Here is a 13,687-nt window from a genome sequence, read left to right as displayed (position 1 = left end):
CCAATAAAAAGACCTCTGCCCTATCAGGCAAAGGTCTTGCTAAGCACAATCCGGTCAATGAATGCTTTTTTCTATCGATGTTTTTTCTGTTACATTTACTCGTTTTTTATTCGTTTCAGACGTTACATAAACAGATATAAATGTTACGATACACATTCCAATCAAATAAACAGCGACTCCCCAGGGATCTCCGCCTGTCAAAGCAATCAAAGAAGTAGCGATAAGAGGTGCTAGTCCTCCTGCAAATATAGACGCCAGCTGATAACCCATTGAAATTCCGCTATAACGGACTTTTGCTCCAAAAAGTTCAGAGAAAAAAGCAGCCTGGGGTCCATACATCATAGCGTGTCCGATAGCAAGGGCAATTACAATGGCCATCCAGGTGAGCGAAGTTGATTTTGTATCGATTAGCCAGAAGAAAGGGAAAGCAAACAGAGCTGTAAAAGCCGCCCCTCCCATATATAATGGACGACGACCAATTCGGTCGGACAGCGCACCAAACAGCGGAATAGTGATAAACTCGATAGCAGTTGCAAGAATTACTCCGTTCAGCACCATGCTCCTGGATACCTCTAGTTGTGTTGTTGCATAGGTTAATACAAATGTACTGAAGATATAGAATGTCCCGTTTTCAGCAAAACGCGCACCCATCGCCTGCAACACTTGCTTCGGATGAGCTTTCAACACTTCCAAGATTGGAAGGTGAGCTTTTTCCCCCGACTCTTTTACCTTCTCGAAAGCCGGAGTTTCCATGATGTGTAAACGAATAAATAGCCCCACAATAACCAAGAGAATACTAATTAGAAAAGGAATTCGCCAACCCCAAGATAAAAATTGTTCTTCAGGCAGAGCCGAAAAGAGAGCGAAAATGACTGTTGAGAGCAACATTCCGGCTGGCACTCCCATCTGCGTCCAACTTCCATAGAAACCCCTTTTTCCATCCGGGGCGTGCTCCACAGAAATTAATACAGCGCCTCCCCATTCCCCTCCTACTCCAACACCTTGCAATAGACGCAGAACAATTAGCAGGGCTGGCGCCAAAACACCGACGCTTTCATAAACAGGCAATAAGCCAATTAGGGTAGTAGCGATCCCCATTATTAAAAGGGTAATCACTAGCATCGACTTACGACCGATTTTATCCCCGAAGTGGCCAAAAATAATTCCGCCGATCGGTCGCGCTACAAACCCGAGGGTAAAGGTTGCAAATGCTTGAAGTGTTCCAACCAGGGGATCCGATTCCGGAAAAAAAAGTTTCGGGAATACGAGAGCGGCTGCTGTTCCATACAAAAAGAAATCATACCATTCGATGGCTGTTCCTATAAAGCCCGAAAATGCCGCTTTTACAGTCTGACTTTTCTTCTGGGACATGTTAAACCCCTCATTTCTTCTTTTCATAAGATTACGATTCGCCTATGAAAAAGAGAATCTGGCTAAGGCTAAAATTCATTTGAAAGCGATTACAAAAAACTCTGGAGCAATTTGGGTGTATTTTAATACGGCACAATTAAATAAACGTCCCTCCCCCCTTTTCGCGCTATCCATTGAAATCGTTTCTCCTCCTGGACGCTTCGCTTCATCCATTGAGGAAGAACTTTTGAATAAAAGATTCACCCCCTCTCTAGTTACTCTTATGAGAGAAGAAAATAAGTATGCTTAAAAATCAAGGGGTGATATCAAATACGCACCATAATTCTGTTGTTTTCAACCGATACCTCATAAACTTTTACCCTGTATCTATTTGGATCAACTAGCGACTGTCCCGTATTAACATCGTACTCCCATCCATGCCAAGGGCAAACCAAAATTTCTCCATCCCTTCCGTAAATGTATTCATGTGGTTTTGAAGGTAATGTTGTTCCTGTAAATGTACCTTTACACAGTTCGGCCTGTTCATGAGGACACACATTACGGATTGCAAAATAATTCTCACCATTGTAATAAATACCGATGCTTCGTCCCCCAATGCTTACGATCTTACATTTCCCAATTTCAATCTCTCCAACTTCGGCTACATCGTGTTTCATCATATCGAGCCACCTCCCGTTCCGACAGAACGACCATTCAATTGATACAGTTCAGCAGCGTTATCATACGCTATGCGTCGACGCATCTCCTCAGGTAGTTTATTGAGCACAAAGGTTGGAGTGTCATTATCCCAGTGTGGATAATCTGTCGCAAACATCACTGTTTTTTCTGCGCGCATCATTTTGAGCATCTGGATAAGTTCATGATTATCCGGTTCTTCGATAGGCTGCGTTGTAAAGCGGCAATGTTGAATAATATATTCACTCGGTTTGTATCGCAGCCACGGAACCTCCTTCCGCATAGCCCGAAAATTCTTGTCCATTCTCCACATCAAATGCGGAACCCATGCTAAACCACCTTCGATGAAAATCACTTTCAACGCTGGAAAGGTTTCAAACATGCCCTCACAAACAATACTATTTAAATGTGACATTTGATGGATCGCCAAGATATTGTGACGTTCAAAATTTGTCGTTGGATGACCGACTGCCGAAATTGGGGGATTGATACCGTCCCCTTGGCCACCACCGTGAATGATGCCAGCCATCGATCATCCGTTGGTATCCAAGTATCAAGGGTATAGTCGTTGAATGCTGAGGCCACTGCTGCTGCGTAATCCGGGTTATTATGTGCGGACACTGTAAGCAGACTACCTGTAAGAATTGCTTTGTCTATATTGTAGCGATCCAGTAAATCAACCTTCGCATATTCTGGGTCTGAACCAGGAGGAAGTCCGTTACCAGGTGATGCATCCCGCCGGGACAATGGAATAGGTTTCCAGATTGATATTGGTAATGTAGCTTCAGGGGCACTCAATCGCTCCCACCATACCCGGGGAAGGTAAGGTTTTAAATCGTCAAAGCTTTTTAATGTTTGGTGAACATCACAATCGATTACTTCCCTAATACTGCAAAAAAGAACAACCGCAGCGATCCGCATGGTTGTCCTTTGTTTATAGTTTGGAGACTTTGAAGCCCAAAATTTAGTTTCTTTCCTGATTCAGCGTTGTCTGACGAATACGGTTTATCTGATTGATGTGGGCTCTCTCGTGTATGGATGAGAAGTGAACCCATTGGCATGCATTCATATCAATTCCAAGAATATCAAAATGAGCCGTGACTAAATTCGTCGCTCTCCTCTCAAGATGGGGGAGATAAGATTTCAATTTGTCTCTAACAGCGGCCAGTTTCTCTAATGATTCCGAAAGCTTGACTCTTCCTGTTGGAATGAGGTTTTCCGAAGCAACTGTTTTCCTTCCAATGACTCCCTTGGCCTTGAACAGGACTACAACATCGACTGCTTTCTCGTCGATTGATTCTGATGGTTCATCCGGAAGGCGGCGAATGATATCGTCAATTTGCTCAACAACAAATGATTCGACAAGCACCAGGTGTTCGATGATCTCAGGAACGGTCCATCCCCCATCATGCTCAGTGAGGTGAAGCTCATCCTCACGGAACTGCGAAATCGCTTGAAGCAATTCATTTCTTTTCTGATCGATATAGCCTTCAATCTCATGAAACGTCAGCATACTATCCCTCCCTTCACAATATCAAAATTTTACTATACATTCTGTATACTTGTGAAAAGAAAAAACAGTTATGAGATGATTGGAAGCTTTCGGCCAGCATTTAGCATTTTACGTGTACTCCTGTTTTTGCCGTTCTTGCTCAATCAATGTCCGGCGTAAAATTTTCCCGACGGCCGTCTTAGGGAGTTCATCGCGAAACTCTATAAGTGTGGGCACTTTATATCTGGCCAGACGCTCCCGACAGAACGCTTTAATTTCCTCTTCATCGGGAACTCTACTCGATTCGGGCACAATATAGGCCTTTACCGTTTCCCCACGGTACTCATCCGGCACACCGGCAACCACCACCTCTTTGACACCCGGATGCTCAAACAGCACCTCTTCAACTTCACGCGGATAAATATTGTATCCGCCTGCAATAATTACATCTTTTTTACGGCTAACAATAAAGCAGTATCCTTCTTCATCCATATACGCAATGTCCCCGGTATACAGCCAGCCGTCCTTGAGCACCTGTACCGTTTCCTCCGGGCGGTTCCAGTACCCCTTCATTACCTGGGGTCCCTTCACAATCAACTCACCTGGCGTATTGGCCGGCATTCTGGTCTCCCCATCGTGCATGTCGACAATCCGACAGTCTGTTCCTGTAATCGGAAGACCCATACTTCCAGTCACGCGCTTTCCGTTTACCGGGTTACTGTGGGTTACCGGGGAGGCTTCACTAAGGCCGTATGCATCGACCAACTTTGCCCCTGTCCGTTCTTCAAATAATTTTTTTACTTCAGCGGGAAGTGGAGCCGAACCGCTGATGCATGTATGGATCGACGACAAATCATAGAGCCCGATGTCAGGATCTCCATTTACTGCAACATAAATGGTGGGCGTCCCAGGAAACATCGTAATGTTTTCCCTGTCAATAATTTCAAGCACTTGCCGGGAAGAGAATCGTTCTAGCAAATACAATGTAGATCCGAGTACAACGCTCAAGTTCATCGCTACCGTCATACCATACACATGAAACAGCGGAAGCACATTTAGGATTTTTTCTTTTCCATATCGGCAGTATACTCCCATAAATGCCTCAACCTGCAACACATTAGCAACCAGATTCCGGTGGGTTAGCATGACTCCTTTCGATACACCGGTCGTTCCCCCTGTATACTGAAGAACCGCTATATCCTCCATCCATTCTGCGTTCCTTTGCATACGAAGCGGCTTATGGTCGTTCATTAACCCCTCTACCGTACATGCCTGAGAACTGGCAGTACGTGCTCGCACCACATGGCGCAGATCTGCCTCTTCCAACTCATCACGAATGCCTTCATATAGTTTTTCCTCGATAATCAGCACTTCCGCACCAGAGTCCTTAAGCTGGTAAAGCAGTTCGCGCGCTGTGTACATCGGATTATTCTGCACAACAATCGCACCGAGACCAAGCACCGCATAATAGGAGAATACAAGCTCTGGACTATTGTTCATCATAAGCGCGACGCGCGTCCCACGCTCTACCCCCAGCGTGGACAGCCCACCGGCTAGCCGGTAAATTTTATCTGCCAGCTCTTCGTATGTGTATGCCGTTCCTTCAAATACGAGTGCAGGGTGGTCACCGTTTACTTCGACAGCCTGTTCAAGATAATCAAGCAGGGTCTTTTGCGGAATCTCAATCTCATGTAGGATACCTTCCGGGTATGAAAAAAGCCAGGGACGTTCTGTATGCTGCATCTGAATTCTCCTTTCCATTATGCGGAATGTTCTACCTGCTTCATAACCTTATCTACAACGGTTTGCGTTTCTGGTGAAATTTCTTCTTCAAAATACGGTTCCCATGCTTCCTTTGGCGCCGCCGGGAAAAGGTAGGAACAAATAACCATACTGCCAATGGAAATCAGCATGGCAAGCACAATGGCCGGTATTGTGTCCGGCATGAGCTTCATGGTGGTGAGCGCAGAGAACACGATATACGAAAGGGCACCGACAATCGTCCCTGCATAAGCGGCCTGTTTGTTTGTCCGCTTCCAGTACAGCCCAAGGTACAACGGTCCAATAAACGCAGCACCAAAAAGCCCGAACACGTACACGGCAGCAAGCGCGACAAAAGCGGGAGGCTTTAATGCGAGCACAGTGGCCAATAAGCCAAGAACGCCCAGCAGCACCTGTGTTAGCCGAATCAGCTTCTTATCATCCATTTTGTTTCTGCGCATATTGCGGATGATATCGTACGTGAGCGCAATGGCCGTATGCAGGACCATCCCGTTTGCTGTAGAAAGTGCCGCCGCAAAGATAGCCGCTAGCACAATTCCGCCAATCAACGGATTCATGAACTGTGTAATTAGCAGCGGCACAATCGAGTCGGTGCCGCTTCCTTCCGGCATGGTCGGTATAAGAACCCGTCCGCCAATGCCGAGAACGAGGAGACAAATGAACACGACGGCGATCAGTAAGGTGGACAGAAGCGGTGTGAGAATTGCCGTTCGTACATTTTTTGCAGAGAGCAGGCGTGTCGGCCAGTGCGGAGCGACCGAGGCACCAAGCGAATTTGAGAAAAAGATACCGATCATCGCGGATAATGTAAAAGTTCCCAGCGGACTGAACAGCGACCCTGCTTCCGTTGGCGGTGCTCCGACGGTAGGGGAGGTATTAATAAACATCGCCTGCGCAAACATCGCGTCCCATCCACCGACCTGCGGCAGAATAAACGCCGCCGCAAGGATAAGACCGGCGACAATCACCCCTGTATTAAACAAGTCAGTAAGCGCGATCGACCACACGCCACCTATCACAGTAATCATAATAAAGACGAGAAAGACGAAGAGGGAAACTTCATAAGAAAGTCCTGTCATGGTAGAGACGATGATACCGATGCCTTTAATCTGAATCGTCACATAAATTAAATAGCCGACAATGGTAATGAGTGAAGCGATGACCTGAATTTTGCTTTTATCAACAAACGGCTCATAGCGCAGCCGCATAAATTCAGGGATCGTACGAACCGGGAATTGAGGACGTCGCAGTTTATAGGCAAGAATCGGAAGGAGTGCGTTGGCAAAAAACCAGCCCGAAAACCAGCCGGTTACCGCGGCAAAGCCTATTCCGTACAGCATACTCGGCACACCGAGAACGGACGCCGCGCTAATCCAGGTGGCGGCAAAAAATCCGATGTTTACGAACAGCCCCATACTCCAGCCCCCGACAGTGAAGTCATCAAGTGAGTCCGACTTCTTATACCCTCTTTTCGTAAAGTACAAAAGCAGCATAAAGTACACCAAGGATATTCCGACAAGCGTCCAGTTCATAAAGCAACCTCCTTTTCTTTTTCCCCTTCCTTATTCTCGCGTTTTGGATATCTTGAACCCCAGCGGGCAACCCCGGATTTATCAATTCTTCTTAACATGTATAGTGAATACGTCCAGGGAAACACGATTACAGCCAGCCAAATAGAAAGCGCTTTCCATCCTTCCGTAGGAATACCTAAAAAAGATTCCATGCTGCCATCCTCCTTTCATTTATATCTTCTATCATCCGCTACAAGCCAACAGCTACCCAGCCGCCATCCACAAAAATGGTTTCTCCTGAAATATAAGAAGAAGCATCAGAAGCAAGAAATACAGCAGCACCTACGAGTTCATCCGGATGCCCCATACGGCCAAGCGGTGTTCTTGCTGCAATCTGTTCTGCAAATCCTTCACGTGTATCTTTAATCTGCTTTACAAGCGGCGTTTCAAAATAAGACGGAGCAATTCCATTCACCTGCACTCCGTATTTCGCCCATTCAACCGCCAGCACTTTCGTAATCATATTGACACCGCCTTTGCTGGCGCAGTAGGCGACTGATCCAGTCACGGCTGTCTGCGAAGCGACAGAAGAGATATTGATAATTCTTCCGCCTCCCTGCTTAATCATCTCACGCCCGGCATACTGGGCGAACAAAAAGACTCCGGTTAGATTGACCGCAATAATGCGGTTCCAATCCTCAAGCTCATAGTCTTCCGCCGGCGTTTTTTTCGTTATTCCGGCATTATTAATCAAAATATCAATCCGGCCAAACTCGTTTTTTGTCATATCTATAACATGCTGGACTTCCTCTGCTTTCGTTACATCACATGGAACAACCAGCGCCCTGCGGCCAAATCGTTCAATCTCTGCAGCAAGGCTGGCTAATTCCGTCTCAGTACGGCTGCACAATGTAACATCGGCCCCCGCTTGGGCGATACCGATGGCAATGCTTCTTCCGATTCCTCTTCCCGCCCCGGTCACAATAGCTGACTTTCCACGCAAATCAAACAATGCATTCATAGCACTCCTCCTATGAGGGAAAATTATGATAATTGCAGCTTTTTATCTTCTAATAAATGCTTGGCAATGATAAGACGCTGAATTTGATTCGTTCCTTCATAAATCTGTGTGATTTTGGCATCCCGCATCATTCGTTCGACCGGGTATTCTTTGATATAGCCATACCCGCCTAGCAATTGAACGGCATCCGTCGTCACTTTCATGGCAGTATCGGAAGCGTAGCATTTCGCCATCGAGGAGTAAGGCGCCACTTCTTTATCATTACGGTCGATCATCTGCGCTGCCTTGTATACAAGCAACCTGGATGCCTCAATTTGCATTGCCATATCTGAAAGCATGGCCTGGACCATTTGAAAATCAAAAATTCGTTTTCCGAACTGCTTTCTTTCTTTTACATACTGCAGGGCATACTCAAAGGCGCCCTTTGCAATGCCAAGCGCCTGTGCGCCAACGACCGGCCGCGTTTCATTAAATACCTCCATAAGAATTTTAAAACCGTTCCCCTCGCCTCCGAGAAGGTTTTCTTCTGGAACCCAGACATCCTCCAGCATCACCTCGCGTGTCGCAGAACCGCGAATCCCCATCTTATCCTCTTTTTTTCCGAAAAACAGGCCGGGGGTGCCTTTCTCCACGATAAACAGGCTAACTCCTCGTGTCCGGTGCTCTGAAGTGCGGGCGACAATGACGTAAATTTCCGATTCTCCTGCATTAGTAATAAATATTTTCCGGCCGTTCAATACATATCCCGCCCTATCCCGGCACGCTGTCGTGCGTAATCCGGATACATCCGACCCGGCTCCCGGCTCTGTAATGCCAAACGAACCAAGTACCTCACCACGTGCGAGCGGGGTTACATAGCGAACTTTTTGTTCTTCATTTGCTCCGATTAAAAACGGAGCAATAGCCAGCGCCTGCGTGGATAAAGCGACGGAGGTAGACGCACAGGCGGCTGCAACTTCCTCAATAACAAGCACATGACTTACCATATCGGCCCCCGTACCACCATATTCTTCCGGAACATGAATGCCGAACAGTCCATTCTTTGCGAGTACTTTTATATTTTCCCAGGGAAATTCCCCGGTTTCATCCACATGCTTTGCATGTGGCGCAATTTTCTCCTTTGCAATATCGCGGGCCAATTTCCGTATCATATCCTGCTCGTCTGTTAAATACATGCTTTTTCTCCTCTCATTCGGTTGAGTGTTTTAATAAGAATAAAATCCCTGGCCTGACTTTTTGCCGAGCAGTCCGGCTTCAACCATCCGCTTCAGTAACGGACAGGGACGGTATTTTGAATCATTAAATCCTTCATACAGGCTTTCTAGCGTAAACAACAATACATCGATGCCGACATAATCAGCCAGCCTGAGCGGACCGACGGGATGATTGGCGCCGAGCATCATTCCTTGATCAACTTCTTTTGGATCATTGCCTTCCATGACAAGATAAGCTGCTTCATTTAACATCGGCACAAGCACACGATTGACGGTAAATCCGGGATAGTCTTTTGCTGTAATTGTCTTTTTGCCGAGCTTTTTGCCAACAGACAACGCCTGCTGTATCGTTTCTTCGGACGTTCTCATTGAACGAACGACTTCAAGCAACTCCATGACTGGAACCGGACTAAAAAAATGCATACCTACAACCTTATCCGGACGACGTGTTACTGACCCGATGGCTGCAATGGAAAGTGAGGACGTGTTGCTCGCCAGAATGGCGCCCGGTTGAACAATTTCGTCCAGTTGGCGGAATACTGCCTGCTTCAGATCCATTTTCTCCGGCACCGCTTCAATAACAAGGTCTGCGTTTCTCCCTTCCTCAAGCCGTGTCACCATCCGAATGTTCGTTAGACTTCGGTTTGCTTCCTCTTCGCTCCACTTTCCTTTTTTGACAAGCGATCCGCATGTCTTCTCCATCATGCTTCGGCCGCGCTTTATATCCTCTTCCGTACGATCTGTAAGAATGACATTATACCCGGCTTTTGCTGCGACAAGCGCAATGCCTCCTCCCATCAGCCCTGCACCGACAACAAGTATGTTTTTCATCTGCTTTCTCCCCTTTACACTCTTTCAATAATCAGGGACGTGCCCTGTCCTCCCCCAACGCAAAGCGTGGCAAGGCCAATTGACTTGTTCTGGCGAATCAGCTCATGGATAAGTGTAACAACAATCCGCGCGCCGGAGCAGCCGACCGGGTGACCGAGGGCAATCGCGCCGCCGTTCACATTCAGCTTTTCTTCCGGTATGTCCAGATCACGCATAACGGCCAGTGCTTGAGCCGCAAATGCTTCATTGAGCTCAATTAAATCAACATCACCGATCGAAAGCCCTGCTTTCTCAAGCGCTTTCTTCGTCGAAGGAACAGGCCCAATTCCCATAATTGAAGGTGGAACGGCGGCAGAAGCAACGGCGCGAATTTTTGCAAGCGGCGTCAGCCCCCATTCTTTCACTTTATCTTCAGACACCACGAGCACAGCGGCAGCACCATCGTTCAATCCCGAAGCATTTCCGGCCGTCACGCTTCCGTTTTCCTTTACAAAAGCGGGGCGAAGTTTGCCGAGCAGTTCCAGACTTGTATCTTGCGGATGCTCATCGGTATCAACCACCTGTATTCCTTTCTTCGTTTTTATCTGGACAGGAACAATTTCTTTTGTAAAACGCCCGTCATCGATAGCCCGTCGTGCTTTTCGCTGGCTTTCCAGGGCGAATGCGTCCTGTTCCTCGCGGGAAATTCCGTATTGGGCAACCAGGTTTTCCGCTGTTACACCCATATGATAGCCTTCTAGAGCACAATGAAGCCCGTCATACAGCAACCCATCTACCGTCATAAGCGCTCCCATCTTTTTCCCCCATCTCCCGTCAAGAACAAGATGCGGGACATTGCTCATGCTTTCTGTTCCCCCGGCCAGGATAGCCTCTGCTTCTCCAGCGAGAATTTGCTGGTAGGCGAGTGAAATGGCGCGCATTCCGGAAGCGCACTGTTTGTTTACCGTCATGGCGGGCACGGTTTCAGGAAGCCCTGCCTTTATTGCCGCCTGTCGTGCCGGATTTCCTTTTCCGCCCGCTTGAAACACATTTCCGATAATCGCTTCATCAATCTGTCCGGTATCGATCCCGGCGCGCTGCACGGCGGCTTCAAATGCAATCGCACCCAATTCAGATGAAGTCAGCGGCTGCAAACTTCCGCCAAACCGGCCAATCGGCGTTCTGGCAGCCGATACAATATAAACATCTCGCATGTTCTTCCTCCTCTTCTCATTTAAATACAGGTTTTCTTTTTTCCATAAATGCGCTCATGCCCTCGAGTGAGTCAGGGTAATCAAACAAGAGTGAAAACTCGTACATTTCCGCTTCCAGACGCCCGGCCAGGCATTGCTGCAGCTGTCCATTAATCATTCGCTTGGCAGCTGCCAGCGCCGTTTGACTCCCCTGCGCAAGCCGGCATGCCAGCTGCAAAGCTGTCGTTTGTACATCTTCTGCAATTTCACTGATGAGTTTTATTTCATACGCACGCTCCGCTGAAATAAAATCACCGGTGAAAATAAGATGGGAAGCAACCGCTGGACCTACCGTTTCAAGCAAGCGCTGCGTTCCGCCCCCGCCAGGAATAATGCCAAGCTTAATTTCAGGCAATCCGAAGACAGCATCAGGGGCAGCGATTCGAATATCACAGGCAAGGGCCAGTTCCATTCCTCCGCCCAGGCAATACCCTTCGATACAGGCAATAACAGGCTTTGTTGAACAGATCATTTGATGATGAAGCTCCTTCATCCGGGATGCTATTTCATATGTAGCCGAGACAGACAATCCTGCCATCTCTTTAATATCCGCTCCCGCGACGAAGACGCGATTTTTTCCTGTGATCACAATTACACGTATGCCCGGGTCCTCACCCAACCGGGTAAATGCTAAACGAAGTTCTTCAACAAGAGTGCCATTCAAAGCATTTTTCGCTTCGGGTCGGTTTATGTAAAGAATACCGACCCCTTCCTTTTTTTCGAGTACAATATAACGGTACTCCTCTTCTTCTGCCTTTTCTTTCATAGAAGAATCCAACATTTTGTTCCCCCCTTTGCTTTTAGCTAAAAAGCAAAGAACATGCCAATTTTTAAGGACAGCATTTTACCTTCAAAAACCTCTTCCCTCTTCATTTTTCCTATGCTTTTCTTTCTACTTTTTGAAAAACCGAGCTACCGCGTCCAAAAACCGGTGCAAAAACACACCTAATTCCCCTGCAAAAATGCACCAAAAAAGGAAAGAGACAAAAAAACGGTGCTTTTTCGCACCGTTTTTTTACATAATGTCGTATTTTCTGATTTTTCTAATGAGTGTAGAATGATCTACCTCCAGATGCCTGGCTGCTTCTCTTATGCTTTTATATTTTTCTAACGCATATATAATAAGTTCCTTTTCCGCCATTTCCCTTGCTTTCTTTAGCGGGATGATGTCTCTCTCGCGTGCCGGTATGGCGGGTATGTCCGTTTCTGTTTTCTTCTGGCGAATCTCTTCTGGAAGAAGAGAGGCATCAATGATGTCTCCTTCAGCCATAATCACCATGCGTTCGACCACATTTTCAAGCTGCCGAACATTTCCCGGCCATTCGTAGTTCTCTATGTCCTGGCAAACTCTCACATCAAACTTTTTATGACAGTGGTATTTCTCATTATTTTTATCCAGGAAGTAGCACGCCAGCGGAATAATATCCTCTTTACGTTCTCGCAGCGGCGGAAGAAAAATCGGAACAACATTCAGCCGGTAATACAAATCCTCACGAAAGAGTCCTTTATCTACCATCTCACTTAAGTCGCGATTGGTCGCTGCGACAAAGCGTATATTCAGCGAACGCGGTTTTGTACTTCCTACCCGGTAGAACTCCTTCGTCTGGATCACGCGAAGCAGTTTTACCTGCAGATGAAGCGGCAAGTCTCCGATTTCATCAAGTAAAACCGTTCCCTCGTTAGCTGCTTCAAGGAGTCCAGCCTTGCTGCGTTCCGCTCCTGTAAACGCGCCTTTTTCATATCCGAACAACTCTGCTTCCATTAAAGATTCGGGGATCGCCCCACAGTTAATCTGGATATACGGCCCATCGGCACGCGAACTTGCCTTATGTATTGTCTTTGCAATAACCTCTTTCCCTGTGCCGGACTCTCCCCTTATCAGAACAATGGCTTCCGTCTTCGCCACTTTCCATGTTTTCTCAAGTACCTGCTTCATTTTAAAACTACGGCTTATAAACTCGTCCGTCTCAAGAAAACGGGAACGCAGCTCTTGAAGTTCGGTATAATCAATATCCTTGCGCAGCTGGTGTTCCTGATGCAATTCATTAATTTCATGCAAATCTCTGTAATTGGCAATATAGCAGAGAATATTCCCGTTTTCATCTCGTACTGGCTGGCTTGTAATAAACACTTCTCTTCCCGTTTTTAGCTTTTGGGAAATCGTCAGGGGATTTTTTTTGAGTACTTTCAGTGACTGATGGATAATGAGCCCGTTCTCTTCCATTTCCTGCGGAGTCCGCCCGACGATTTCTTTCCTCGAAAATCCTGAGATTCTCTCCAATGCCTGGTTCGCATAAAGAACCCGGCCATCCTTATCCGAAAGCAGCAGACCTTCGTAGGAATAATCAAGAAAGCGGAGCACCCTATTAATATCCAGGCATCGATGTATCGGGTCATAAAAAAGCTGGTACAGCTTCTGGTTATTTATAAAGTTGTCCCGTGTTTTCTCCATGGTATGCAACCCCCTCCTTCCTCCCTTTTCCTCATTATATGCTCTCTATCCTCCACCATCTATCACAATTTTCAGATGAATCTCCGTTCTTTTTTCTGTGAAAATC

At 46.9% G+C, this 13,687-nt stretch carries 13 protein-coding genes; all 13 read right to left on the bottom strand.

All coding sequences use genetic code 11. The features are described from left to right. Positions 1-54 precede the first annotated feature (54 nt). The 13 genes from ADA01nite_RS11025 to ADA01nite_RS10965 all read right to left on the bottom strand — a co-directional run bounded on the left by ADA01nite_RS11025 (position 55) and on the right by ADA01nite_RS10965 (position 13,581). A complete protein-coding gene (locus ADA01nite_RS11025; protein ID WP_218029550.1) occupies positions 55-1,371 on the bottom strand; it encodes an MFS transporter in 1,317 nt (438 codons plus the stop codon). 305 nt (positions 1,372-1,676) lie between these two features. Then, positions 1,677-2,030 carry a Rieske (2Fe-2S) protein gene (locus ADA01nite_RS11020; protein ID WP_146810022.1) on the bottom strand — a complete coding sequence of 118 codons (354 nt, stop codon included), beginning with the start codon at positions 2,028-2,030 and terminating at the stop codon, positions 1,677-1,679. Continuing rightward, the gene (locus ADA01nite_RS11015; RefSeq protein WP_146810021.1) at positions 2,027-2,575 is read right to left on the bottom strand and encodes an amidohydrolase family protein; all 549 of its coding nucleotides are present in this window, start codon (positions 2,573-2,575) and stop codon (positions 2,027-2,029) included. The genes ADA01nite_RS11020 and ADA01nite_RS11015 overlap by 4 nt, the downstream gene beginning before the upstream one ends. Positions 2,576-3,010: 435 nt before the next feature. Continuing rightward, positions 3,011-3,559 (bottom strand): DinB family protein, encoded by a 549-nt coding sequence (locus ADA01nite_RS11010; protein ID WP_146810020.1) that lies wholly within the window; start codon positions 3,557-3,559, stop codon positions 3,011-3,013. Positions 3,560-3,667: 108 nt separating this feature from the next. Then, positions 3,668-5,281, bottom strand: a complete 1,614-nt coding sequence (locus ADA01nite_RS11005) for a long-chain-fatty-acid--CoA ligase (RefSeq protein WP_146810019.1) — start codon at positions 5,279-5,281, stop codon at positions 3,668-3,670. A gap of 17 nt (positions 5,282-5,298) precedes the next feature. After that, positions 5,299-6,852, bottom strand: a complete 1,554-nt coding sequence (locus ADA01nite_RS11000) for a sodium:solute symporter family protein (RefSeq protein ID WP_146810018.1) — start codon at positions 6,850-6,852, stop codon at positions 5,299-5,301. Beyond that, positions 6,849-7,043, bottom strand: a complete 195-nt coding sequence (locus ADA01nite_RS10995) for a hypothetical protein (protein WP_146810017.1) — start codon at positions 7,041-7,043, stop codon at positions 6,849-6,851. The genes ADA01nite_RS11000 and ADA01nite_RS10995 overlap by 4 nt, the downstream gene beginning before the upstream one ends. 38 nt (positions 7,044-7,081) lie before the next feature. Continuing rightward, the gene (locus ADA01nite_RS10990) at positions 7,082-7,852 is read right to left on the bottom strand and encodes an SDR family NAD(P)-dependent oxidoreductase (RefSeq protein WP_146810016.1); all 771 of its coding nucleotides are present in this window, start codon (positions 7,850-7,852) and stop codon (positions 7,082-7,084) included. 23 nt (positions 7,853-7,875) lie between these two features. Beyond that, a complete protein-coding gene (locus ADA01nite_RS10985; RefSeq protein ID WP_146810015.1) occupies positions 7,876-9,027 on the bottom strand; it encodes an acyl-CoA dehydrogenase family protein in 1,152 nt (383 codons plus the stop codon). A 30-nt stretch (positions 9,028-9,057) separates the two neighbouring features. Then, positions 9,058-9,897 (bottom strand): 3-hydroxyacyl-CoA dehydrogenase family protein, encoded by an 840-nt coding sequence (locus ADA01nite_RS10980; protein ID WP_146810014.1) that lies wholly within the window; start codon positions 9,895-9,897, stop codon positions 9,058-9,060. Between the two features lie 14 nt (positions 9,898-9,911). Continuing rightward, positions 9,912-11,090 (bottom strand): thiolase family protein, encoded by a 1,179-nt coding sequence (locus ADA01nite_RS10975; RefSeq protein ID WP_146810013.1) that lies wholly within the window; start codon positions 11,088-11,090, stop codon positions 9,912-9,914. A 16-nt stretch (positions 11,091-11,106) separates the two neighbouring features. Then, positions 11,107-11,910, bottom strand: a complete 804-nt coding sequence (locus ADA01nite_RS10970; protein ID WP_146810012.1) for an enoyl-CoA hydratase/isomerase family protein — start codon at positions 11,908-11,910, stop codon at positions 11,107-11,109. A 234-nt stretch (positions 11,911-12,144) separates the two neighbouring features. Further along, entirely contained in the window at positions 12,145-13,581 is a 1,437-nt protein-coding gene (locus ADA01nite_RS10965; protein ID WP_146810011.1) for a sigma-54 interaction domain-containing protein, read from the bottom strand. Positions 13,582-13,687 lie beyond the last annotated feature (106 nt).

The organism is Aneurinibacillus danicus (genome assembly GCF_007991215.1).
Lineage (GTDB): Bacteria > Bacillota > Bacilli > Aneurinibacillales > Aneurinibacillaceae > Aneurinibacillus > Aneurinibacillus danicus.
Note: the sequence above shows the minus strand (reverse complement) of the source record. Positions and strands in the feature narration are given on the sequence as shown.

Bases quoted from the DNA above. Each gene is read 5' to 3' on its own strand.
- ADA01nite_RS11005 (WP_146810019.1), bottom strand. From the start codon at position 5,281: ATGCAGCATACAGAACGTCCCTGGCTTTTTTCATACCCGGAAGGTATC.
- ADA01nite_RS11020 (WP_146810022.1), bottom strand. From the start codon at position 2,030: ATGATGAAACACGATGTAGCCGAAGTTGGAGAGATTGAAATTGGGAAA.
- ADA01nite_RS10975 (WP_146810013.1), bottom strand. From the start codon at position 11,090: ATGCGAGATGTTTATATTGTATCGGCTGCCAGAACGCCGATTGGCCGG.
- ADA01nite_RS10970 (WP_146810012.1), bottom strand. From the start codon at position 11,910: ATGTTGGATTCTTCTATGAAAGAAAAGGCAGAAGAAGAGGAGTACCGT.
- ADA01nite_RS11000 (WP_146810018.1), bottom strand. From the start codon at position 6,852: ATGAACTGGACGCTTGTCGGAATATCCTTGGTGTACTTTATGCTGCTT.
- ADA01nite_RS10985 (WP_146810015.1), bottom strand. From the start codon at position 9,027: ATGTATTTAACAGACGAGCAGGATATGATACGGAAATTGGCCCGCGAT.
- ADA01nite_RS10995 (WP_146810017.1), bottom strand. From the start codon at position 7,043: ATGGAATCTTTTTTAGGTATTCCTACGGAAGGATGGAAAGCGCTTTCT.
- ADA01nite_RS11010 (WP_146810020.1), bottom strand. From the start codon at position 3,559: ATGCTGACGTTTCATGAGATTGAAGGCTATATCGATCAGAAAAGAAAT.
- ADA01nite_RS11025 (WP_218029550.1), bottom strand. From the start codon at position 1,371: ATGTCCCAGAAGAAAAGTCAGACTGTAAAAGCGGCATTTTCGGGCTTT.
- ADA01nite_RS10965 (WP_146810011.1), bottom strand. From the start codon at position 13,581: ATGGAGAAAACACGGGACAACTTTATAAATAACCAGAAGCTGTACCAG.
- ADA01nite_RS11015 (WP_146810021.1), bottom strand. From the start codon at position 2,575: ATGGCTGGCATCATTCACGGTGGTGGCCAAGGGGACGGTATCAATCCC.
- ADA01nite_RS10990 (WP_146810016.1), bottom strand. From the start codon at position 7,852: ATGAATGCATTGTTTGATTTGCGTGGAAAGTCAGCTATTGTGACCGGG.
- ADA01nite_RS10980 (WP_146810014.1), bottom strand. From the start codon at position 9,897: ATGAAAAACATACTTGTTGTCGGTGCAGGGCTGATGGGAGGAGGCATT.